At 72.3% G+C, this 21551-nt stretch carries 20 protein-coding genes and 1 pseudogene; 13 read left to right on the top strand and 8 right to left on the bottom strand.

Features of this window, described 5'->3' with window-relative positions:
* Positions 1-23: 23 nt before the first annotated feature.
* Positions 24-1028 (bottom strand): ATPase BagA, encoded by a 1005-nt coding sequence (gene bagA / locus Pta02_RS17770; protein WP_203875964.1) that lies wholly within the window; start codon positions 1026-1028, stop codon positions 24-26.
* 165 nt (positions 1029-1193) lie between these two features.
* Here bagA and sp36 point away from each other — a divergent pair, with 165 nt between their 5' ends.
* The 4 genes from sp36 (at position 1194) to Pta02_RS17750 (ending at position 3601) form a co-directional block, all read left to right on the top strand.
* Positions 1194-1349 carry a Sp36 family protein gene (gene sp36, locus Pta02_RS17765; RefSeq protein WP_141703503.1) on the top strand — a complete coding sequence of 52 codons (156 nt, stop codon included), beginning with the start codon at positions 1194-1196 and terminating at the stop codon, positions 1347-1349.
* Between the two features lie 5 nt (positions 1350-1354).
* A complete protein-coding gene (locus tag Pta02_RS17760; protein ID WP_203875963.1) occupies positions 1355-1813 on the top strand; it encodes a RidA family protein in 459 nt (152 codons plus the stop codon).
* Positions 1814-1896: 83 nt separating this feature from the next.
* Positions 1897-2733, top strand: coding sequence for an NUDIX hydrolase (locus Pta02_RS17755; RefSeq protein ID WP_203875962.1), 837 nt, complete (start codon positions 1897-1899; stop codon positions 2731-2733).
* Positions 2734-2809: 76 nt separating this feature from the next.
* Positions 2810-3601: an MBL fold metallo-hydrolase gene (locus tag Pta02_RS17750; RefSeq protein ID WP_203875961.1), complete on the top strand. Its 792-nt coding sequence runs from the start codon at positions 2810-2812 to the stop codon at positions 3599-3601.
* A 20-nt stretch (positions 3602-3621) separates the two neighbouring features.
* Here Pta02_RS17750 and Pta02_RS17745 read toward each other — a convergent pair whose 3' ends face one another.
* On the bottom strand, positions 3622-4302 hold the full coding sequence (locus tag Pta02_RS17745; RefSeq protein ID WP_373872392.1) for a Crp/Fnr family transcriptional regulator: 681 nt from the start codon (positions 4300-4302) through the stop codon (positions 3622-3624).
* 160 nt (positions 4303-4462) lie between these two features.
* Between Pta02_RS17745 and nth the strand changes: the two genes are divergently transcribed.
* On the top strand, positions 4463-5182 hold the full coding sequence (gene nth, locus Pta02_RS17740; RefSeq protein ID WP_203875960.1) for an endonuclease III: 720 nt from the start codon (positions 4463-4465) through the stop codon (positions 5180-5182).
* A 93-nt stretch (positions 5183-5275) separates the two neighbouring features.
* Complete coding sequence (locus Pta02_RS17735) at positions 5276-5920, top strand: NUDIX hydrolase (protein WP_373872391.1); 645 nt, start codon at positions 5276-5278, stop codon at positions 5918-5920.
* Here the strand turns inward: Pta02_RS17735 and Pta02_RS17730 are convergent.
* Positions 5867-6442, bottom strand: a complete 576-nt coding sequence (locus Pta02_RS17730; RefSeq protein WP_203875959.1) for a HEAT repeat domain-containing protein — start codon at positions 6440-6442, stop codon at positions 5867-5869. The two genes, Pta02_RS17735 and Pta02_RS17730, sit on opposite strands and share 54 nt — an antisense overlap.
* 72 nt (positions 6443-6514) lie before the next feature.
* Between Pta02_RS17730 and Pta02_RS17725 the strand changes: the two genes are divergently transcribed.
* Positions 6515-7708, top strand: coding sequence for a MarP family serine protease (locus Pta02_RS17725; protein WP_203875958.1), 1194 nt, complete (start codon positions 6515-6517; stop codon positions 7706-7708).
* 153 nt (positions 7709-7861) lie between these two features.
* On the opposite strand, the gene Pta02_RS17720 is transcribed toward Pta02_RS17725, so the two are convergent.
* From Pta02_RS17720 to Pta02_RS41275, 4 genes are all read right to left on the bottom strand, one after another.
* The gene (locus tag Pta02_RS17720; protein WP_203875957.1) at positions 7862-8368 is read right to left on the bottom strand and encodes a DUF309 domain-containing protein; all 507 of its coding nucleotides are present in this window, start codon (positions 8366-8368) and stop codon (positions 7862-7864) included.
* A 122-nt stretch (positions 8369-8490) separates the two neighbouring features.
* Positions 8491-9414: an alpha/beta fold hydrolase gene (locus tag Pta02_RS17715; RefSeq protein WP_203875956.1), complete on the bottom strand. Its 924-nt coding sequence runs from the start codon at positions 9412-9414 to the stop codon at positions 8491-8493.
* Complete coding sequence (locus Pta02_RS17710; RefSeq protein WP_203875955.1) at positions 9411-9887, bottom strand: phage holin family protein; 477 nt, start codon at positions 9885-9887, stop codon at positions 9411-9413. Before Pta02_RS17710 ends, Pta02_RS17715 begins: the two co-directional genes overlap by 4 nt.
* Positions 9884-10162: a Na+/H+ antiporter NhaA gene (locus Pta02_RS41275; protein WP_239130822.1), complete on the bottom strand. Its 279-nt coding sequence runs from the start codon at positions 10160-10162 to the stop codon at positions 9884-9886. Before Pta02_RS41275 ends, Pta02_RS17710 begins: the two co-directional genes overlap by 4 nt.
* A gap of 392 nt (positions 10163-10554) precedes the next feature.
* Between Pta02_RS41275 and Pta02_RS17700 the strand changes: the two genes are divergently transcribed.
* Positions 10555-12138 carry an ABC-F family ATP-binding cassette domain-containing protein gene (locus Pta02_RS17700; protein WP_203875953.1) on the top strand — a complete coding sequence of 528 codons (1584 nt, stop codon included), beginning with the start codon at positions 10555-10557 and terminating at the stop codon, positions 12136-12138.
* A gap of 186 nt (positions 12139-12324) precedes the next feature.
* Here the strand turns inward: Pta02_RS17700 and acs are convergent, their stop codons facing one another.
* A complete protein-coding gene (gene acs / locus Pta02_RS17695) occupies positions 12325-14310 on the bottom strand; it encodes an acetate--CoA ligase (RefSeq protein WP_203875952.1) in 1986 nt (661 codons plus the stop codon).
* 330 nt (positions 14311-14640) lie between these two features.
* Between acs and Pta02_RS17690 the strand changes: the two genes are divergently transcribed.
* The 5 genes and pseudogenes from Pta02_RS17690 (at position 14641) to Pta02_RS17670 (ending at position 20889) form a co-directional block, all read left to right on the top strand.
* Positions 14641-15414 carry a Fic family protein gene (locus Pta02_RS17690; RefSeq protein WP_203875951.1) on the top strand — a complete coding sequence of 258 codons (774 nt, stop codon included), beginning with the start codon at positions 14641-14643 and terminating at the stop codon, positions 15412-15414.
* Between the two features lie 989 nt (positions 15415-16403).
* A complete protein-coding gene (gene ssd, locus Pta02_RS17685; RefSeq protein WP_203875950.1) occupies positions 16404-17471 on the top strand; it encodes a septum site-determining protein Ssd in 1068 nt (355 codons plus the stop codon).
* Positions 17468-18631 (top strand): annotated as a pseudogene (locus Pta02_RS17680) (TadA family conjugal transfer-associated ATPase); the annotation flags it as partial. The gene ssd and the pseudogene Pta02_RS17680, both read left to right, overlap by 4 nt.
* Before the next feature lie 329 nt (positions 18632-18960).
* Entirely contained in the window at positions 18961-19668 is a 708-nt protein-coding gene (locus Pta02_RS17675) for a type II secretion system F family protein (RefSeq protein WP_203875949.1), read from the top strand.
* A gap of 663 nt (positions 19669-20331) precedes the next feature.
* Positions 20332-20889, top strand: a complete 558-nt coding sequence (locus tag Pta02_RS17670) for a type II secretion system F family protein (protein ID WP_203875948.1) — start codon at positions 20332-20334, stop codon at positions 20887-20889.
* Positions 20890-21551 lie beyond the last annotated feature (662 nt).

Genomic DNA, 21551 nt, shown 5'->3' with positions numbered 1-21551 from the left:
GCGAACCCTCACGCCGCGAACCCTCACGCCGCCCCCTGGGTGCGGATCGCCTCGGCCAGCTCGTAGAGCCCGGCCAGGTCCACCCCGTCCGCCAGCAGCGGCAGCTCGTAGCGGGGACGGCCCGCGGCGTCGAGCGAGGCGCGCTCCTGGTGTTCGAGCTCGGTCCGGCGGGCGTGCTCCTCGACCTCCCGGGCGAGGGCGTCGGCCAGGGCGGTGGCCTTCGACCCGCCGTCGGTCAGGCCGGCCGCCTTCAGCCCCAGCGCCAGGTCCGCCGGGTCGAACCGGCCCGCGGAGGCGGCGTCGAGGGTCGCCTGGGGCAGCAGCGCGCCGCGGACCATGTTGATGAAGACGCCGCCGACCGGCAGGCCCACCCGGCGCAGCTCGGTGATCCCGTCGAGGGTCTCCTGGACCGGCATCTCCTCCAGGAGCGTGACGAAGTGCACGGCCGTCTCGGGTGAGGAGACGACGCCGTTGACGAGGTCGGCGTGGTTCTTGATCGGCCCGACCCTGGCCAGACCGGCGACCTCGTTGGTGACGTTCAGGAACCGCGCCACCCGCCCGGTCGGCGGCGCGTCCAGCACCACCGCGTCGTAGATCCGCTTGCCGTTCTTGCCCTTGCGGCGGACGGCCTCGGTGGTCTTGCCCGTGACGAGGACGTCGCGGAAGCCCGGGGCGATGGTGGTGGCGAAGTCGACGATGCCCATCTTGCTCAGCGCCCGGCCCGCCCGGCGCATGCCGTAGAACATCTCCAGGTATTCGAGCATGGCCTCTTCGGGATCGATGGCCAGGGCGTGGACGTCCCCGCCGCCGGGCGCGACGGCGATGCGCCGCTCCTCGTACGGCAGCGGCGGCAGATCGAAGATCTGCGCTATCCCCTGTCGCCCCTCGACCTCGACCAGGAGCACCTTGCGGCCGTCCGCGGCGAGAGCAAGGGCGAGTGCGGCGGCCACCGTGGTCTTGCCGGTGCCGCCCTTGCCGGTGACGACGTGAAGCCGTACACCATCCCAGTCGGTATCGCGCGAACTCACGTTTCGAAGGCTACCCAACGGTTACTTGCCGATTCGCGTGGGCCGCCGTTTGGGACGCGGCTCACACCCGATATCACCCCGGAGCATCACCCCGGCGCGAAGGCGTGACCCGCGCGGCCCGCACCGTCACGGTCCCGCCCGGGCCGGATCGCTACGCTGTCTCGCATGACGAAATGGGAGTACTCGACGGTGCCGCTGCTGGTTCACGCGACCAAGCAGATTCTCGACAACTGGGGCCAGGACGGCTGGGAGCTCGTGCAGGTCGTGCCGGGGCCGAACCCCGAGCAGCTGGTCGCCTACCTGAAGCGCCCGAAGGAGTAGGCACGGTGTCGCCTGAGGAGAAACTGGCCGAGCTCGGCCTGACCCTGCCCGAGGTCGTGACGCCGCTGGCGTCCTACGTCCCGGCCGTGCGCACGGGCGACCACGTCTACACCTCGGGCCAGATCCCGATGGTGGACGGCAAGCTCGTGGCCACCGGCAAGGTCGGCGCCGAGGTGAGCGCCGAGGAGGCCCGCGAGCTCGCCCGCATCTGCGCGCTCAACGCCCTGGCGGCGGTGGCCTCGGTGGCCGGCGGCCTGTCGAACATCGTCCGGATCGTCAAGGTCGTCGGCTTCGTGGCGAGCGACCCCGGGTTCACCGCTCACCCGCAGGTCGTCAACGGCGCCAGCGACCTGCTCGGCGAGGTGCTGGGCGAGGCGGGCAAGCACGCCCGCAGCGCGGTGGGCGTCGCCGCGCTGCCGCTCGACGCGCCGGTCGAGGTCGAGCTGATCGCCGAGGTCCGCTGACCGTTGTCCGCGGTGGGAGCCGTGCCACATGATGAACCCTGAAAACCGAGTGATGTTCTGATATTCGGCGGAAAGGTTCAGATATGGGTGGGATTCCGCTCCCCGGAGAGCTCGGCGAGCGTGCCCGGGAGATCCTGGCCGGGCGGGTGGAACCCGTCCCGGCCAGGGATGCCGCGACCGTGGTCATCCTGCGCGAAGGACGCGAGGGGATCGAGACCTACCTGCTCCGGCGCAAGGCGAGCATGGCCTTCGCGGCGGGCGCCTACGTCTTCCCCGGCGGCTCGGCGGACCCGCGTGACACCGATCACGCGGTCGCCTGGGCCGGGCCCTCGCCCGCCGAGTGGGGCGCGGTCTTCGGGGCCGACGACAAGACCGCGCGCGGCCTGGTCTGCGCGGCCGTACGGGAGACCTTCGAGGAGTCGGGGGTACTGCTCGCCGGGCCGTCGGCCGGCTCCGTCGTGGCCGACACCACCGGTGACGACTGGGAGGCCGACCGGCTCGCGCTCATCGAGCGGAGCCTGTCCTTCGCCGACCTCCTCGACCGGCGCGGCCTGGTCCTGCGCTCCGACCTGCTGCGTCCCTGGGCGCACTGGATCACCCCCGAGGTCGAGCACCGGCGGTTCGACACCCGGTTCTTCGTCGCGGCGCTCCCTCCCGGCCAGCGCACCCGCGACGTCGGCGGCGAGGCCGACCAGGTCACCTGGGCACGGCCCGCCGACGCGATCACGCGGGCCCGGGCCGGTGAGATCTTCCTGATGCCGCCCACGTACCGGACCCTGAACGAGCTGTCCGCCTACGAGAAGGTCGGCGACGTGCTCGGGACCGAGCGGGAGATCGTCACCCTCATGCCGAGGATCGCCGAGGTGGACGGCGAGATGCACATCGTCCTGGACGACGACTACCGATTCGGCGTCGCATGAGCGAGCGGAGCGAGCGAGTCGATGAGCGCAGGGTGCCCGCGGATGCGGACTCCGAGCCGCCGGGCGAGGAGATCGTATGAGCGGTCTCCGGATTCCTCTGGAGGGGCCGGACGGATCGGGTACGGCGCACGCGCTCAACCTGCTGGCCCCCAACCCCTCCCCGATGACCCTCGACGGCACCAACACCTGGGTGATCGGCCGGGGGGAGGACGTGCTGGTCGTCGATCCCGGACCGGACGACCCCCGGCACCTCGCCCGGGTCGCCGAGCACCTGCGCGGCCGCAGGGTCGTCACGATCCTGCTCACCCACGGCCACCACGACCACAGCGGCGGCGCGCGGGCGTTCGCCGAGCTGACCGGGGCCCCGGTGCGGGCGCTGGACCCCCGGCACCGGCTGGGCGAGGAGGGACTGGACGACGGCGACGTGGTCGTCGCAGGCGATCTCGAAATCCACGTGGTGGGCACGCCCGGCCACTCGTTCGACTCGCTCTGCTTCTGGCTGCCGCGGGACCGGGCGATGCTCACCGGGGACACCGTGCTCGGCCGGGGCACCACGGTCATCGCCCCGGACGGCGACCTGGCCGACTATCTCCGCTCCCTGGACCGGCTGCGCGCCGCCGCCGAGCGGGTCGGGGCCGAGGCGCTGCTGCCCGGCCACGGCCCGGTGCTGCCGGACCCGATCGCGGCGCTGGACGGCTACGTCGCGCACCGCAGGCGGCGCCTGGACCAGATCAGGCAGGCGCGCGAGCGGGGCGCCGCGACGCCCCGGGAGATCGTCGAGATCGTCTACGCGGGTGTGGACCGCTCGCTCTGGCCGGCGGCGGAGATGTCGGTCCGGGCCCAGCTGGACTATCTCGACGGGGCGTGAGGGAGGGGGCCCCGGAGGGCTCAGCGCGAACGGTTGTGCAGGCGCTCCAGGTCCATGATGACCACGGCCTTGGCCTCGATGCGCAGCCAGCCGCGCTGGGCGAAGTCGGCCAGGGCCTTGTTCACGGTCTCGCGTGAGGCGCCGACCAGCTGGGCCAGCTCCTCCTGGGTGAGGTCGTGGTGGACGCGGACGCCGTCGTCGATCTTCTGGCCGAAGCGGTCGGCGAGGTCCAGCAGGGCCTTGGCGACCCGGCCGGGGACGTCGGTGAAGACCAGGTCGGCCAGCACGTCGTTGGTACGGCGCAGCCGCTGGGCCAGGGCGCGCAGCAGGTGCAGGGCGACCTCGGGGCGGCCGGTCAGCCAGGGGCGCAGGTCGTCGTGGCCGAGACCGGCCAGGCGGACGTCGGTCAGCGCGATGGCGGAGGCCGTACGGGGGCGGGGATCGAAAAGCGACAGCTCGCCGAACATCTCACTGGGGCCGAGCACGCTGAGCAGGTTCTCCCGGCCGTCGGGGGCGGTCCTGGAGAGCTTGATCTTGCCTTCGAGGACGACGTAGAGCCGGTCGCCGGTCTCGTTCTCGCTGAAGAGGGTCTGTCCCTTGGAAAGGCGGACCTCCGAGATGCTCGTGCGCAGGGCGGCGGCGCTCTCACGGTCGAGCGCGGCGAAGAGAGGGGCCTTGCCCAGCACGTCTTCGGTGTTCACAATGCCTCCTTGTTCACGGATCACCCATCGTCGGCCCGTTCGCCGCACTCGCTATGGTGCTGTCGCGAACGCCGCGTCCTCATCTTCGGTATCCGCAACAGCCATTGTGACCTATCCCACCGCCGGGCTTGGAAGGGCCCCGGGAGCATAAGCTGTCGGGATGCTCCGAGAAGGCAGCCCGGCAGGCGAGTCCAGGCTCGCGCTGGTCCGTCGCGCCCGGCGGATGGATCGGATCCTGGCGGAAACCTACCCCGACGCCCACTGCGAGCTCGACTTCCGCTCCCCCCTAGAGCTCCTGGTCGCCACGATCCTGTCCGCACAGTGCACGGACAAACGGGTCAACATGGTGACCCCCACGCTTTTTGCCAAATACCGCACGGCTGAGGACTATGCCGGGGCCGACCGCGCGGAACTCGAGGAGATCATCCGGTCCACCGGTTTCTTCCGCGCCAAGGCCGGCAGCATCATCGGCATGGCCCAGGTCGTGTGCGAGCGCTACGGCGGCGACGTCCCGGCCAGGCTGAAGGACCTGGTGACGCTGCCCGGGGTCGGGCGCAAGACCGCCAACGTGGTGCTCGGCAACGCCTTCGGGGTGCCGGGGATCACCGTGGACACCCACTTCCAGCGGCTCACCCGCCGCTTCGGCTGGACCGCCGAGACGGACCCGGTCAAGATCGAGCAGGTCGTCGCCGAGCTGATCCCCCGGCGCGACTGGACGATGATGTCCCACCGCCTGATCTGGCACGGCCGCCGCATCTGCCACGCGCGCAAGCCCGCCTGCGGCGCCTGCCCGCTGGCCGCCCTGTGCCCGTCGTACGGCACCGGCCCCACGGATCCCGCCGAGGCCGCGAAGCTGGTACGGCCCGGTCCGTTCTCCTGAGCCGGTCCCTTCTCCTCGCGCTCCCGCCGAACGGGTCCGCGGCCGGGAAGCGCCGGAGGGGTCGCCGCGTTGGAGAAGATCGGAGGTGTGCCCGTGCGAGTTCCTGGGTGGTTGGAGACGCTGGCGGAGCGGGCGGCGGGAGCGCCGGTGCATCCGGCGATGCGCCCGCCGGAGTCCGGCGGACGCCCGGCCGCGGTGCTGCTGCTGTTCGGTGAGGGGCCCTGCGGTCCCGACGTGCTGCTGATCCAGCGCAGCTCGCGCGGCAGGCGGCACGCGGGGCAGCCCGCCTTCCCCGGCGGGGGAGTCGACCCCACCGACGACGGCCCGATCGCCGCGGCGCTGCGCGAGGCGCAGGAGGAGACCGGCCTCGACCCGGCCGGCGTCCACGTGGTCGGCACCATGCCGGAGCTGTACATCTGGCGCAGCGACAACCGGGTGACCCCGGTCATCGGCTGGTGGCACACGCCCTGCGCCGTGCACGCGGCCTCGCCGGACGAGGTGGAGTCGGTGGAGCGCGTCCCGATCGCCGAGCTGGCCGACCCGGCCAACCGGCTCACGCTGCGCCACCCCAGCGGCTATTCCGGGCCCGCGTTCCGGGTGCGGGGCCTGCTGGTGTGGGGCTTCACCGCGGGCGTGCTCGACGGGGTGCTCGACGACTCGGGCTTCGCGCTGCCCTGGGACGGCTCACGGGTCGAGGATCTGCCCCCGGACGTCCTGAACCTCGCCTCCCGCGGCTAGGGACCCCGCCGCGCCGCTCACCAGCGCCACCCCCAGGCAGGCCCAGTCGGCCACGTCGTCGTCGGGGTCGGCGGCCAGGCGGCGCAGCGCGGCCATGCCCGCGGGGTCGGGCCGGTCGCCCATGATGTTCGGCAGCGCGTAGGCCGCGCCGTACCGCACGCCGGCGTCGGGGTGCTCCGACAGCGAGATCGCCGAGGGCAGCGCGCGGCGGTCGCGCAGGTGGCCGAAGGCGATCAGCACCGAGTGCAGGACCGTCGGGTCGTCCTCGCTCGCGGCCATGAAGCGCAGGATCGGCAGGCTCCGGTCGACGAAGCCGAGTTGCCCGAGGATGTCGACCCCGAGCATGCGCTCGGCGGTCGTGGGACCGCCGCACAGGCGCCGCGCGGCGGTGAAGGTCTCCAGGTCCCCGCGTTCGTGCAGGGCCGCGATGGCCTGCCAGCGCGCCGTACCGTCCTGGTCCGGGTCTCGCAGTGCCGTCTCGACCAGCGATTCCACCGGCACCGGTCCCCCGATCGTCGCCATGCGGCCACGATAACCGCACAGAGGCGCCGCAACGGGTGCACGCGCGGGGGATGAGCTGGATACCTTTGAAGGGTGAGCGGTGATCTCCTCGACCTTATCCTGATCGCCCTGATGGTGGCCTTCGCGGTGTCGGGATACCGGCAGGGGTTCATCATCGGAGCCCTGAGCTTCATCGGCTTCGTCGGCGGCGTGCTGCTGGGCGTCTTCATCGCGCCCCCGATCGCCGACGCCGTCATCGACGGTGAAACCGAGCGCGCGCTGCTCGCCATCGTGATCGTCTTCCTGACCGCGATCGTCGGGCAGTTCGCCTCCTCGACGGTCGGCGCGGTGATCCGCAGCCATGTCACCTGGGAACCGGCGAAGGTCGTCGACGCCGTCGGCGGCACGTTCGCCAGCGCGCTGGCGGTGCTGATCGTCGCGTGGTTCATCGGCTCGCTGCTCGCCGTCTCCCCGTTCACGATGATCAGCGAGCAGGTCAACAGGTCGCTGCTGCTCAGGGCCCTCGACCAGACGATCCCGCAGGCGGCCAGGGACATCCAGGAGCCGATCAGGGACCTGCTCGACACCTCCGGCTTCCCCCAGGTCTTCGACGACATCGGGGGCGGCCGGTTCGTCGACGTGGCGCCGCCCGACAAGAGCGTGGCCAAGGGCGCTCAGCTGGAGCGGGCCCGCAAGGGCATCGTCAAGGTCCAGGGTGTGGCGTCGAGCTGCCGCAAGCACATCGAGGGCACCGGGTTCGTCTACGCCCAGAACAAGATCATGACGAACGCCCACGTGGTCGCGGGGGTCGACCAGGAGCTCGAGGTCGTCGACTATCTCAACAACGTCCGTCCCGCCAGGGTGGTGCTCTACAACCCCGACAGGGACATCGCGATCCTGCACGTCTCGGGGCTGGACCTGCCGATCCTGCGCTTCGACGGCACCGCGGGGGAGAGCGACGACGCGATCGTCGCGGGCTTCCCGCACGGGGAGGGCTACACCCTCAACGAGGCCCGCATCCGGGTCCGCCAGCAGGCCAAGGGCCCCGACATCTACGAGAGCAAGACCGTCATCCGCGACGTCTACGCCATCCGCGGCCTGGTCCGCCCCGGCAACTCCGGCGGGCCGCTGCTGACGCCCGACGGCCGGGTCTACGGCGTGGTCTTCGCCGCCGCCCTCGACCAGCAGGAGACCGGCTACGTCCTGACCGCCGCCGAGGTGGCCCCGGACGCCGAGGACGGCTCCAAGCTGTTCAACCGGGTGGACACCCAGGAGTGCGATCACTGATTCCGGACGGTGGGGATGGCCCCGAGTCGTTCGACGGGGTGGCGGCTTGGGAGTGCGGTCGCCGGCCCCGGTCGCCGAGGGCGGCTCTGAGCCGTTCGACGGGGTGGCGGCTTGGGAGTGCGGTCGCCGGCCCCGGTCGCTGGGGTGGGCCGTTCAATCGGGTGGAGGCCCGGGAGTGCGGCCGCTGACCCCGGCCGGCGGGGAGGCGGTCTCCAGCAGGGCCGCGATCCCGGCGATGGCGGCGGAGGGGTCCGGGCCGTCCTGTTCGTCCAGCTCGCGGGCCGCCGCGGCGATCGCCCCGTACGGCGGGCCGTAGGAGGCGATCCTGTCGGCGCCGCGGGTGAGGAGCGCCGAGGCCCCGCGCCGGTTGCCCCGCTGCAGATGGGTGAGTCCGACGCAGACCTGCGCGAGCCCCTGCCACAGCTCGCGCTCCCCGGCCGGGCCGGTCTTCCAGCGGGCCTCCAGCACCTCGTGGGCGTGGAAGGGGCGTTCCTGCCCGAGCAGGCGGCACGCCTCGGCGAGGGCCTCGGCGGCGCCGGGGGCGTAGTCGTCGGGAACGCGCTCCACACCCTCGGCGCCGCGCGGCAGGGGACGGCCGAACGCGTCGCGGGGCCGCCGGTTGCGGGCCCGGCCGTCGGGGTCGCGGTCCCTGGGGATCATCGGTCTGGCTCCGTATCGCAGTCTCTGAGGATCACCGGCCTGGCTCCGGGTCGCGGTCTCCGAAGGTCACCGGTCTGGCTCCGGGTCGCGGTCTCCGAAGGTCACCGGTCTGGCTCCGGGAATCACCGGTCTGGCTCCGGGTCGGCCAGCCAGCCGATCAGCTCGGCGTCGAAGGCCTCGGGGCGCTCCTCGTGGGGGAAGTGGCCCGCGCCCTCGATCAGCCGCCAGCGGTAGGGGGCGACGACATAGCGGCCCGAGCCCTGGGCGGTGCGCGGCAGGAAGCGGCTGTCGAGCGCGCCGTGCACGTGCAGTGTGGGCCTGTCGATCTCCGCGCGCATCCGCCTGGCGTAGCGCATGCCGTCCGGGCGAACCTGGGAGCGGGCGAACCAGCGGTGGTACTCCAGCGCGCAGTGGGAGACGTTGGGGATGCGGAACGCCTCGCGATAGGTCCGTACGGCCTCCTCGCCCAGCCCCTCGGGCCCGGCCCACCCCCGCAGCAGCCGGCCCACCCGGGCGGAGCCGTCGGCGGTCAGGCGGCGCTCGGGCAGGAGCGGCAGCTGGAAGCCCAGCGCGTGGCTGCTCGCCCTGAGCTGCCCGAACGGATCGGCCACCATGGCCGAGCGGAGCCGGAGAGGATGCGGGGCCGAGACCGGGACCAGCCGCCGGACCACCTTGGGGTCCAGCACGGCCATCGTCCAGGCGAGCAGGCCGCCCCAGTCGTGGCCGACGACGACGGCGCCGGTCTCGCCCAGGGCGCGGATCAGCCCGGCGGCGTCGGCGGCCAGGGCGGGCAGGTCGTAACCGCGCGGCGGCTTGTCGCTCGCGCCGTAGCCGCGCAGGTCGACGGCGACGGCGCGGTAGCCCGCCGCGGGCAGGGAGACGAGCTGGTGACGCCAGCTCCACCAGAACTGCGGGAAACCGTGCAACAGCAGCACGAGCGGGCCCTCACCGGCCTCCACGACGTGGAAGCGGGTGCCGCGGGCGTGCACGGAGCGGTGGGTCCACGGGCCCTCGACCCGGACCACGGACTCGTCGGAGGTGATCATCGGTCCGGTCTCACTGACTCTCGGTGGGTGCCGAGCCGACCGGCGGTGGGCGGCTCGTGGAAGACGACGGGACCCATCTCGCTCTCGCCGGTCTTCAGGTACTTGAGCGAGCGGATCGTCCGCTTCATTCCGGTCAGGCCCTTGAAGCGCCGGATGCCGAAGGTGACCATCACGGCGGCGACGATCAGGTAGAAGGTCGTGACGACGCCGAAGGCCAGGACCTCGGGCCAGTCGAACAGGGCCACCAGCCCGTAGGCGATGACGAACGAGATGAGGATCAGGCACAGGTGGGCGATGAAGGCGGCGGCGGCGAACAGCCCCACCGCCACGCCGACCCGCTTGGCGTCGAACCTGAACTCGGCCTTGGCCAGCTCGACCTCGGAGCGGATCAGGGTGGAGATGTGGCCGCTGGCGGCGGCCACCAGCGAGCCCAGCGACTCCTCCTGCGGCTCGGCGGCCGGATTCTGCGTCATAACGATCTCCTATCGAGCGCGGGTGTCAACATCATCCTGCGTGCTGAGGTGTTTGCGCACGCGCACCCTGAGCAGGATCGCCGCCGGAAGCGAGGCGACGGGCTCGCCACGAGCACGCCGGTGGTCACCGCGGCCGCCCTCCCAGGATCATCGCCGAAGGCGAGGCCGCCGGGGGGCAGTGACACGGTGAATCCGACTCCGGCCAGTATCGGCACCGCGGCGGCATCCCGCCAGTGCGGTCCCCCGGCCTGTGGACAGCCGCGGGCAGAGGTCATCCGGCTGTGGACAACGATCGGTGCGCTGCGGGCCGCTCCGTTGTGCCCCGCTCGGTCCTGGCCCGCTCTGCTGTGCCCCGCTCTATCGTGGCCCGCTCTGCCGCGGCGGCGGGCCGTTCGCCGGCGGGCACGGGCCGCCCGGCTGCGGAGGCGGACCGTTCGCCCGCTGATGAGGATCATGAGCCCGGCGCTACCCCGGCGTGGGCCCGGCGAACACCGCCGATCCCGATGTCGCGGTGCGGCGGCGCGATCCCCGCCGGGAGAAAACCGGGTGCACTCGGACACGGGGGCGATCTAATCTCGGTCCCATGGCTACGCCCCGTACTTCCTAGCTGGACGACCAGGACTCGCACCACCCCTGTGTCTTCCACTGATTACGGAGCGTAACAAAAATGATCACTGCTGTTGACCTCGACGTGCGCGCCGGCGCCCGGCTGCTGCTGTCCGGCGCCGCCTTCCGCGTCGCCCCCGGCGACAAGATCGGCCTCGTCGGCCGCAACGGCGCGGGCAAGACCACCCTGACGAAGATCCTCGCCGGTCTGGCGCAGCCCGCCGCCGGCACCGTCACCCGCGTGGGCTCGGTCGGCCACCTCCCGCAGGACCCTCGCACCGGAGACCTCGGCATCACCGCCGGCGACCGGATCCTGTCGGCCAGGGGCCTCGACCGGATCGTCCGCGAGCTGCGCGCCGCCGAGGTGGCGATGGCCGCCGACGACGGGGCGATGCGGGCCTACGTCCGCGCCGAGGCCGAGTTCCAGGCACGCGGCGGCTATCCGGCCGAGGCCGAGGCGGCGCGGGTGGCCGCCGGGCTGGGCCTGCCCGACCGGGTGCTGGCCCAGCCGCTGGGCACGTTGTCCGGCGGGCAGCGGCGCCGGGTCGAGCTGGCCCGCATCGTGTTCGCCGGGCACGACACGCTGCTGCTCGACGAGCCCACCAACCACCTCGACGCCGACTCGATCGGATGGCTGCGGGCCTTCCTGGCCTCCTACCGGGGCGGGCTGGTCCTGATCAGCCACGACACCGGCCTGCTGGAGGCCACCGTCAACCGGGTCTTCCACCTGGACGCCGACCGGGCGGCCGTCGACGTCTACAACGTCGGCTGGCGGGCCTACCTGGCCCAGCGGGAGACCGACGACCGGCGGCGCAGGCGCGAGCGCGTCAACGCCGAGCGCAAGGCGGGCGCCCTGCTCGCCCAGGCCGGAAGGATGCGGGCCAACGTCAACACCGCGGTCGCCGCCAGGAACATGGCCCGCCGGGCGGAGCGGATGCTCGCCGTCACCGAGCCCGAACGGCGCACGGAGAAGGTCGCCAGGATCCGGTTGCCCGAGCCGGCCCCGTGCGGCAGGACGCCGCTCACCGCGATGGGCCTGACCAAGTCGTACGGCTCGCTGGAGGTGTTCACCGGCGTCGACCTGGCCGTCGACCGGGGCAGCCGGGTCGTGATCCTCGGGCTCAACGGCGCGGGCAAGACGACCCTGTTGCGGATCCTGGCCGGCCGTGAGAGGCCGGAGGCGGGCCTGGTCGTCCCCGGGCACGGGCTCAGGCTGGGTTACTACGCCCAGGAGCACGAGACGCTCGACGCGGAGCGCACGGTCAGGGAGAACCTGGCCGAGGCCGCGCCGCAGCTGACCGACGGCGAGGCCCGGCGGATCCTGGGGTCGTTCCTGTTCTCCGGCGACGACGCCGACAAGCCCGCCGGGGTGCTCTCCGGAGGGGAGAAGACCCGGCTCGCCCTGGCGACCCTGGTCTGCTCCGGGGCCAACACCCTGCTGCTCGACGAGCCGACCAACAACCTCGACCCCGCCTCCCGGCACGAGATCCTGGAGGCGATCCGCGCCTACCGGGGCGCGATCGTCCTGGTCACCCACGACGAGGGCGCGGTCGAGGCCCTGCGGCCCGACCGGGTGCTCCTGCTGCCCGAGGGCGCCGAGGACCTGTGGAGCCCCGGCTACACGGATCTGGTGTCCCTCGCCTGACCCGGTGGCGCCCGGCGGCGCCCGGGCAGGTCGTGCTCCGAACGGGAAGGGCGCGAGCCATCCGGCCCGCGCCCTTCCACCCCGGCGCCCGTGCGCGCTCACCGTGCGCGCCGTACGACGCCTGTGCTCACCTGCGCGCCGTACGACGCCGGCACGCAGAGCGACCCGGGGTCACCTCGCCGATCGTCAGTCCTCGCTCTTGGCGCTGGGCAGCTTCTCGGAGATGAGGTTCATCACCGTGCTGTCGGCCAGGGTGGTGACGTCGCCGATGCTGCGGTTCTCCGCCACGTCGCGGAGCAGACGCCGCATGATCTTGCCGGAGCGCGTCTTCGGCAGCTCGGGCACCACCAGGATCTGGCGGGGCTTGGCGATCGGGCCGAGCGTCTTGGCCACGTGGTTGCGCAGTTCGGCGGCGATGTCCGCGCTCTCCTCGGCGCCGCCGCGCAGGATCACGAACGACACGATGGCCTGGCCGGTCAGCGGGTCGGTCGCGCCGACCACGGCGGCCTCGGCGACCTTCGGGTGGGAGACGAGGGCCGACTCCACCTCGGTGGTGGAGATGTTGTGGCCGGAGACGAGCATGACGTCGTCGACGCGGCCCAGCAGCCAGATGTCGCCGTCCTCGTCGCGCTTGGCGCCGTCGCCGGCGAAGTACATCCCCTCGAAGCGGGACCAGTAGGTGTCGATGAAGCGCTGGTCGTCGCCCCAGATCGTGCGGAGCATCGACGGCCACGGGTCGCGGATCGCCAGGAAGCCGCCGCCCCCGTTGGGGACGCTCTGGCCCTGGTCGTCGACCACGTCGGCGGTGATGCCGGGCAGCGGCCGCATGGCCGCGCCGGGCTTGCCGCTGGTCACACCCGGCAGCGGGCTGATCATGATGGCTCCGGTCTCGGTCTGCCACCAGGTGTCCACGACCGGCGTCCGGTCGCCGCCGATGTGCTCGCGGTACCAGACGTAGGCCTCGGGGTTGATCGGCTCGCCGACGCTGCCCAGGATCCGCAGGGACGACATGTCGTACTTGGCGGGGATGTCATCTCCCCACTTCATGAAGGTGCGGATCGCCGTCGGCGCGGTGTAGAGGATCGTGACCTCGTACTTCTGCACGATCTCCCAGAACCGGCCGCGGTGCGGGGTGTCCGGGGTGCCCTCGTAGATGACGCTGGTGGCGCCGTTGGCGAGCGGGCCGTACACGATGTAGGAGTGACCGGTCACCCAGCCGATGTCGGCGGTGCACCAGTAGATGTCGGTCTCGGGCTTGAGGTCGAAGACCGCGTGGTGGGTGTAGGCGGTCTGGGTCAGATAGCCGCCGGTGGTGTGCAGGATGCCCTTGGGCTTCCCGGTGGTGCCGCTGGTGTAGAGGATGTAGAGCGGGTGCTCGGAGTCGTGCGGGACCGGGGTGTGCTCCTCGCTCTGGCGCTCCACCAGGTCGTGCCACCACACGTCCTTGTCGCCCCATCCGACGTCCTGTCCGGTCCGGCGGACCACGAGCACGTGCTCGATGCCCGGGCACTCCTTGACGGCCTCGTCCACGGTCGGCTTGAGCGCGCTCGGCGCGCCGCGGCGGTAGCCGCCGTCGGCGGTGACCACGACCTTGGCGTCGGCGTCCTGGATCCGGCCGCTGAGCGCGCTGGCGGAGAAGCCGCCGAAGACCACCGAGTGGACGGCGCCGATGCGGGCGCAGGCGAGCATCGTGATCGGCAGCTCGGGGATCATCGGCATGTAGATCGCGACCCGGTCGCCCTTGCCGACGCCCAGCTCGGTCAGCGCGTTCGCCGCCTTGGCGACCTCGCGCCGCAGGTCGGCGTAGGTGATCGTACGGGCGTCGCCCTCGGGCTCGCCCTCCCAGTGGTAGGCGACCTTGTCACCGCGGCCCGCCTCGACGTGGCGGTCGACGCAGTTGTAGGCGATGTTCAGCTCTCCGCCGACGAACCACTTGGCGAAGGGGGGATTCCAGTCGAGGGTGGTGTCCCAGCGCTTGGACCAGTCCAGCCGCCCGGCCTGCTTCTCCCAGAAGGCCAGACGGTCGGCCTCGGCCTCGGCGTAGGCCTGCTCGGTTACATTGGCGGCGGCGGCGAGCTCGGCAGGAGGAGCGAACCGCCGGGTCTCGTGCAGCAGGTTCGACAGCGTCTCCTGGGCCTCACGCGGTTCGGAACCAGGGGTCTCCGGGGCCACTACGCACTCCTTCTCGTACTGCTCGTCAGCTTCGGACGTGTCCCACTTCACCAGGCCACAGGTGCCCGCCACAAGAGGTCTAGACAGGTCTGTACCAAGCAGTGATAAGAGACATACAGGTCGACAACATCGCTGACGGTAAGTAGCGAGCACGCCAGAAACGTTGCGATTCCGACACCCTAGAAATGTCGCAGGCGTTATTCCAGGGGATCTGGTACGGCGGTGCGCCGGATGGCGCGATGCGTTCGGTGAACGGTTCAGCGGTCATTTCCGCCGCGGATTCCACGGCGGCGTCGGAAGCTTCCCGACCGGCCGGTAGGGTCGGACTCCGTGAACGACCCATTGGCTGTCATCGCCGAACTGCCCGGAGTGCCGGAAGCGGTTGCCGGCGTGCGCGAGGCCGTGGACCGCCTCTACCGGCACCGCGTACTGCGGCGCAAGAGCCCCGAGGTGTCGGCCCGCTCCGCCCTGCACGGTGCCCGCGCGTCCGCCGCGCTCGACGGCGTGGACGTCCCGCTGGAGGCCATCCCGGAGGTCACCGACCCCGTCGTCCAGGGCGCCCTGCGCGTCTCGGCCGAGCTGGGACGGCTCGGCTCGGTGTGGCGTACGGCGCCGCGGCAGGCGCTGGCCAGGCTGCACACGCTGGCCGCCGTGGGGCTGACCGAGGACCTCGGCCGCCCCCGGGCCCGCGCCGAGGCGTCCGACCCGCTCGGCCTGGGCGCCGCGCCGGGGCCCGGGGAGACGGTGACCCGGGTGGACGGGCTGGTCGGCCTGGTGACGAGCGGATCGAAGGCGCCCGCGCTGGTGCTGGCCGCGATCGTGCACGCCGAGCTGGCGGTGCTGCGGCCGTTCGGCACGGCGGACGGGATCGTCGCAAGAGCGGCGGAGCGGCTGACGCTGGTGGAGTTCGGCCTGGACCCCAAGTCGCTGGCCGCGGTCGAGCTGGGTCACCTGGAGCTGGGAGAGGCCTACGGCGAGAGCCTGCGGGCCTATCTGACCGGCACCGCCGAGGGGGTGGCGCAGTGGGTGCGCCACTGCGCGGAGGCGACCACGCTGGGCGTGCGGGAGGCCACGGCGATCTGCGAGGCCATGCAGCGCGGCTGAGCGGCTGAGCGGCGGCGGAAGCCGTACGGCGGGAGAGCTCATGCGGCGGGGAGTTCGTACGGCGGGGAGTTCGTACGGCGGGGAGTTCGTACGGCGGGGAGTTCGTACGGCGGGAGAGCTCGTACGGCGGGAGAGCTCGTACGGCGCGGCCGGAGATCCGGACGGGGAATTACGGACATCCCCGGAGAACAAAGCAGACGGCGCCCCTGGAAGGGGCGCCGTCGCCAGCACGCCTCATCGGGTTACCAAGCGTGCACCTGTAATCGTCGGAGCGGGTCAAGCCCGTCTCGACGCGCCTCCCGCGGCTGGTCGCGCGTGGGTGCCCGATGGCCGTGCCCGGACACTATGTCCGTGCAACCTTTGTACGACGAATCCGGGCTGATGGGAACCCCTGGGACCAAGACCTTTACGGAGAGGGGAAGGTTCGCCGGCCAACTGTCGCGGACGTCTGCTGAACCCCTCGGGGCCGGGAGGCGCTTGGGCGAAGGTCACCTCGGCGTTCCGGGAAGTGATCACCCTCTGTGATCGGCCGGGAGTCGGCTCCGGAGGATTCTCGATTGCGGAAGTCGCGGTGACCAGATCGTTATTTGAAAAAAACCGGAGAAAACCAGAGATTGCTCCTCGACGAAACTCAAGCGATGAGGCAGCATACGGTTGTATCGCCATGGGCCGGGGTATTGCGCATGGTCGGGTTCACCGATCTCTTGCCACCTCCGGCCTTCTGCTGAAAGCTTTCTTCTGAAACGGGACCGGCTCTACCCCCCCGGAGCCGGACCGGTCGGCGACCCCCGCTATCCCCCCCAGCGGGGGTCGCCACTCATTTCCACGGCCGGGCCCCGGTCCGTGACCGGACTCTGAACCGCAGCCGGGCTCCGGGTTTTCCACAGGCGGGCTCCGCGCCGTCCGGCCGTCCACAGAACGCCGCTCGGAGCCTCGGCCGAAGCGGCCTCTCCCCGAAGGTGGGCTTCCCACGCTTCTGGGAGGCACCCTTGGACCGCCCTCTGGTCATCACCGAAGACCCCGACCTGCTCGACGACCTTCTCCGCGTCGCCGCCGCGGCGGGAGCGGAGCTCGACGTGGCCCACGCGCCCGCGCACGCCCGGCCCTACTGGGCCCGCGCCCCCATGGTCGTCGTCGGCGGCGACGCGGCCGACGCACTGGCCGCGACCCGGCCCCCGCCGCGCCACCGGGTCGTCCTGGTGACCCACGGCCCCGAAGACCCCGACACCTGGCGCAAGTGCGTCGCGGTGGGGGCCCAGGCCGTCCTGGAGCTGCCCTCCGCGGAGCGGCGGCTGGTCGACGAGTTCGCCGACGCCGTGGAGCCCGCCGCGCGGGCCGGTCTCGTCGTCTGCGTCGCGGGCGGCCGTGGTGGGGCCGGGGCCAGCGTCCTGGCCGCCTCGCTTGCGCTGGTGGCCTCCCGCGGGGGCCTGCGCACCCTCCTCGTCGACGCCGACCCGCTCGGCGGGGGCCTGGACCTCCTGCTCGGCCAGGAGGAGACCGAGGGGGCCCGCTGGTCCGACCTCGTCGCCCGCGAGGGCAGGGTCAGCTTCACCGCGCTTCGGGCGGCCCTTCCGAGCGTCTCGGGGCTGACCTTCCTGTCCTTCCACAGGGGCGAGGCCGGCGCCATTCCGGCCGAGGCCATGCGCTCGGTGCTCGACGCGGGGCAACGCGGGTTCGACCTCGTGGTCGTCGACCTGCCCCGCCGGCCCGATCCCGCCGCCGCGGAGGCTCTGGGCCGCGCCGCCACCACCCTCCTGGTCGTCACCGCCGACGTGCGGGGCGTCCTGGCCGCGGCCCAGACGCTCACCGTCCTGCGGGAGCACACCGGAGAGATCCGGGCCGCCGTCCGCACCGGCATCCTGGAGGATGAGGTGGTCACCGCCTCGCTCGGCGTCCCGTGCGCAGGGAGCCTGCCGGACCAGCCCCGCCTCACCGCGGTCCTGAACCGCGGCACCGTCCCCCGGCTCGGCAGCCGGACCCCGCTCGGCCGGTTCTGTGAGGCGTTCCTGCGGTCCGCGGTCGCCTCCGGCCCGTTCCCGCCCGAGGCCGCGAGATGAGCAGGTCCGCACCCGCCCGCGCGGTCTCACCCGACCTGATCGAAGCCGTCCGAGTACGGCTGGCGCGGACCGGCGTCGAACCCAGCGCCGCGCACGTCGCCGTCGCGCTGAGGGCGGAGCGGGCGGTCCTGGGCGACGCCGAGATCCTGGCGGTGGCCCGCGCCCTGCGCGCCGACCTGATCGGCGCGGGCCCGCTGGAACCGCTGCTGGCGGAGGCCGAGATCACCGACGTGCTGGTGAACGGCCCCCGGGAGGTGTGGATCGACGACGGCCACGGCCTGCGCCGCACCTCGGTCACCTTCCCCGACGAGGAGGCGGTGCGGCGGCTCGCCCAGCGCCTGGCCGCGGCGGCGGGGCGGCGCCTCGACGACGCCTGCCCCTACGTCGACGCCAGACTCGCCGGCGGCGTCCGGCTGCACGCCGTCCTGCCCCCCGTGTCCCCCGGGGGCACCTGCCTGTCGCTGAGGCTCCCGCCGCGCCACACGTTCGGCCTGGCCGAGCTGGTCGAGGCGGGCACGATCGGGGCCGACGCCGTCCCCGTCCTCACCGCGGTGATCGAGTCGAGGCTCGCCTTCCTCATCTCGGGCGGCACCGGCACGGGCAAGACCACGCTCCTGTCGGCCCTGCTCTCCCTCGCCGATCACGGCGAGCGCCTCCTCCTCGTGGAGGACTCCGCCGAGCTGAGGCCGCTGCACCCCCACGTGGTGCGGCTGGAGTCCCGTCCGGCCAACCTCGAAGGCGCCGGCGGCGTGGGACTGCGCGACCTGGTCCGCCAGGCGCTGCGCATGCGCCCCGACCGGCTCGTCGTCGGAGAGGTCCGCGGCGCGGAGGTCGTCGACCTGCTCGCGGCGCTCAACACCGGTCACGAGGGCGGCTGCGGCACTCTCCACGCCAACAGGGCGGCCGACGTGCCCGCCCGCCTCGAAGCCCTCGCCTGCGCCGCCGGTCTCACCCGGGAGGCGGTCCACAGCCAGATCACCGCGGCTCTCGACGTCGTCATCCACCTCACCCGCGATCACACCGACGGCCGCCGACGGATCACCGAGATCTGCATGATGACCCGCCGCCCCTCCGGCCTGGTCGAGGCGGAACCCGCCCTCACCTTCTCCCCGACCGGTCAGGCCATCCCCGGCCCGGCCTTTCCCGCCCTCACCACCCGGGCCCCCATCACCGAAACCCTCCTTCTTACCCCTGAAAGACCCACCCGCCTCACCACCACTCCCGGCACCCGTGCCATTGGAGTCCTACCTCCTTCCACGAGGGGGTCCGGTGCTCTTCCCCCGCGGGCCCCCACCCCCGAGAGCGCGCTCGTCTCTGTCGGAGAGTCCGGCGTCCATGCCGCCGGAGCCTCCGCTGTCCCCGCCAGGGGATCCGGCGCTCCTGCCACCTGGGTCCCGACCGTCAGGGGGCCGGCCGTTCCCGCCAGGGAGACCACCCCTGTCCGATCCTCCGCCGCCTCCGCCAGGTGGCCCGGCGGTCCTGCCCGACCATGACCGGGGCCGTGATCCTCGCCGCGTTGGCGGCCTGGTTGTGGACGGGACCCGATTCGGGAACCGCGCGGTTGGAGCGTCTGCGCCTGCGACGGCATGGCCCGGATGGGCCCCGAGATCTCCTGCGGTGGATCACCCGGTTCACCCGGCCGTCCCGCCAGGCCGAGGCGTGGAGGGCGTCGTCCGTCGAGCTCTGTCAGGTCCTCGCTGCCGAGTTGGCCGCGGGACGCACCGCAGGCGAGGCGCTGTCCCGTGCCGTGTCGTCGATGGAGTTCCCCGATCCGATGGTGATGAGGCCCGTGATCGCGGTGGCGCGAGACGGGGGTGACGTGTCCGAGGCCCTGCTGGCTGCGGCCCCGGAGCGGGGAGGCGAAGGACTACAGCGCCTGGCGGCGTGCTGGCGGGCCGCTGCGACCGTCGGCGGTGGCTTCTCGGCTCTCGTTGACCGGGTGGCCGCCTCCCTCCGGGAGGCCGAAGCCCACCGGCGAGACGTCGCCGCCCAGCTCGCCGGCCCTCGGGCGACCGCCCGCCTGCTCGCCGGCCTCCCCGCGCTGGGCTTGCTCATGGCGACAGGCCTGGGCATGCGCCCCCTCGACTTCCTCCTCGGCGGCCCCGCCGGGGCGGCATGCCTGATCGTCGGAGTCGCCCTCGACGGCTGCGGCCTGTGGTGGACCCGCTTTCTGGTCACCAGAGCCGAGCAGACCTGAGACCCGTGTCGCGTGCGGTGGCGGCCCGCCCGCCGGCCCAAGCCGAAGAGACCGAGATCTCTGTTGTTTGCAGCAGGGAGCCGCGTGGTCGCCCGGCTCGAGGGTTGTGGCGCCTACGGCTGCCGGGCGTCTACCCGGTCTGTGGCGATGGGTTTCCTGCTCACCTGATGTGATCGTGATCGGAGAGAAGCGATGAACGCTGCGACCGCCGGTGTCCTGGCCATGGTGCTCGCCGGAGCCGCCGCGTGGCTGTGGACGTCCCCCGGCGACCCCGCTCGTCGGCTTCACCGGGCAGACCGGCGGATCCCGGCCGCAGGGGGCACGAGCGGCGACGGAAGGGGAGACCGGACGGGATTCCGGGATCGGCCACGACCGGCCGGGTCGATCGGATCGGCCTCGGATGGGCCGGGATCGCCCGGAGGGTGGGCCGGAACATTCTCGGGAGCGCCGGGGCGGAGCAGCGGCGGAACGGCTCCCACCGGAACCGGAGGCGGAGCCGGGATGATCGATCACGGAGTGAGAGTGATCGGGAATGTGAGTGCGCCGACGGCCGGAGAGTCTTCCTCGGCGGGAACCGTCGCAGGGCCGGGCGGGCACCACGGGTCCGGAGGCAGGGGGCGCTTCGACAGGCGGGAGATCCTCGTCGCGGTCATCACAGGGGCGATGCTCTTTCTCGCGGTGGGAGGTCTGGCCGGGATCGTCGCAGGAGCCATCGGTTCCGTCGCCGTACCTCTGCTTCTCAGAAGGCGGGAGCCTCCGGCGGTGCGCCGGGAGCGTGACCGGATCACCGCCGACCTGCCGTTGGCGGCCGACCTCATGGTGGCCTGCCTGCGTGCGGGACAACCGGTCACCGGGGCGCTGGACATCACCGTCCAGGCGATCGGCGGGCCGCTCGGTGACCGGCTGGCGTGGGTGAACGGGCAGCTGAGGCTGGGGGCGACCCCGGAAAGCGCATGGTCCGCCTTCGGCTCCGAGCAGACGCTCGCCCCCTTCGCCCGCACCATGAGCCGGGCGGCACTCAGCGGCGCCCCTGTGGCCAGCATGCTGACTCGAGTGGCCGACGACTCCCGCCATGCCGCCCGGGCGATGTCGGCGGCCGCCGCCCGGCGGGCCGGAGTTCAGGCCGTCATGCCCCTGGGCCTCTGTTTCCTGCCCGCTTTCGTTCTTCTGGGCATCGTTCCCGTCGTAGCCGGTCTCGCGAGCAAGGTCCTACTTCCGTAAGTTATCCACAGGTCCTGTGCATTTGCGAGAACTTATCCACAGAAAAAAGCGGAGCGCTGTGGATAAGTGACGCGGAGTTCACCGGCTCCTCGCGACGAGGCCGTCAGTGGTCCGCGCCGCCCTGTGTTCGCGCTGATGACTCTTCTTCCGCGACCCCCTTGTCTCGGGCGCTTTCCATCCCCCTGTGACCTGTGCGGCTGGGCCTTATGGAGGGCGGGTTCTCTCTGCGGGCTCTCTGTGGGAGGGCGCGCGCCTCTGCGGCTGAAGACACCCCACCTGGGGATAAACCGGATGCCGCAGTGGGCGGAACGGCGATGTGCGTGCGGGAACGGCGATGCGAGAACCGGTCGCTCCTGCTCGGTGCTCTGATCATCTTCCCCGGCCCTCAGATGCGGCATCCCGCCGTGTGCGACATCCGTCGTGCACTCCGGCGCCTTCCATGCAGCCCAGCGCCTTCCATGCAGCCCAGCACCTTCCGTTGGGCACACGCCCTCAACGCGGTCTGGTGTCTTCCATGCGGTTCAGCGCCTTCCGCTGGGCGCGGCATCCTCAACGCGGACTGGCGCCTTACATGCTCTGGAACCTTCCGTACGGCGCGGCGCCCTCCGTGGGCACGGCGTCTCCGGTGCGGCACGGCACCTGCTGTCGGTGGAACGCGAATA

It is taken from the genome of Paraplanobispora takensis, from assembly GCF_016863195.1.
Classification (GTDB): domain Bacteria; phylum Actinomycetota; class Actinomycetes; order Streptosporangiales; family Streptosporangiaceae; genus Planobispora; species Planobispora takensis.
The sequence above is the reverse complement of the archived record's forward strand: the minus strand, read 5'-3'. Positions and strand labels throughout refer to the sequence as shown.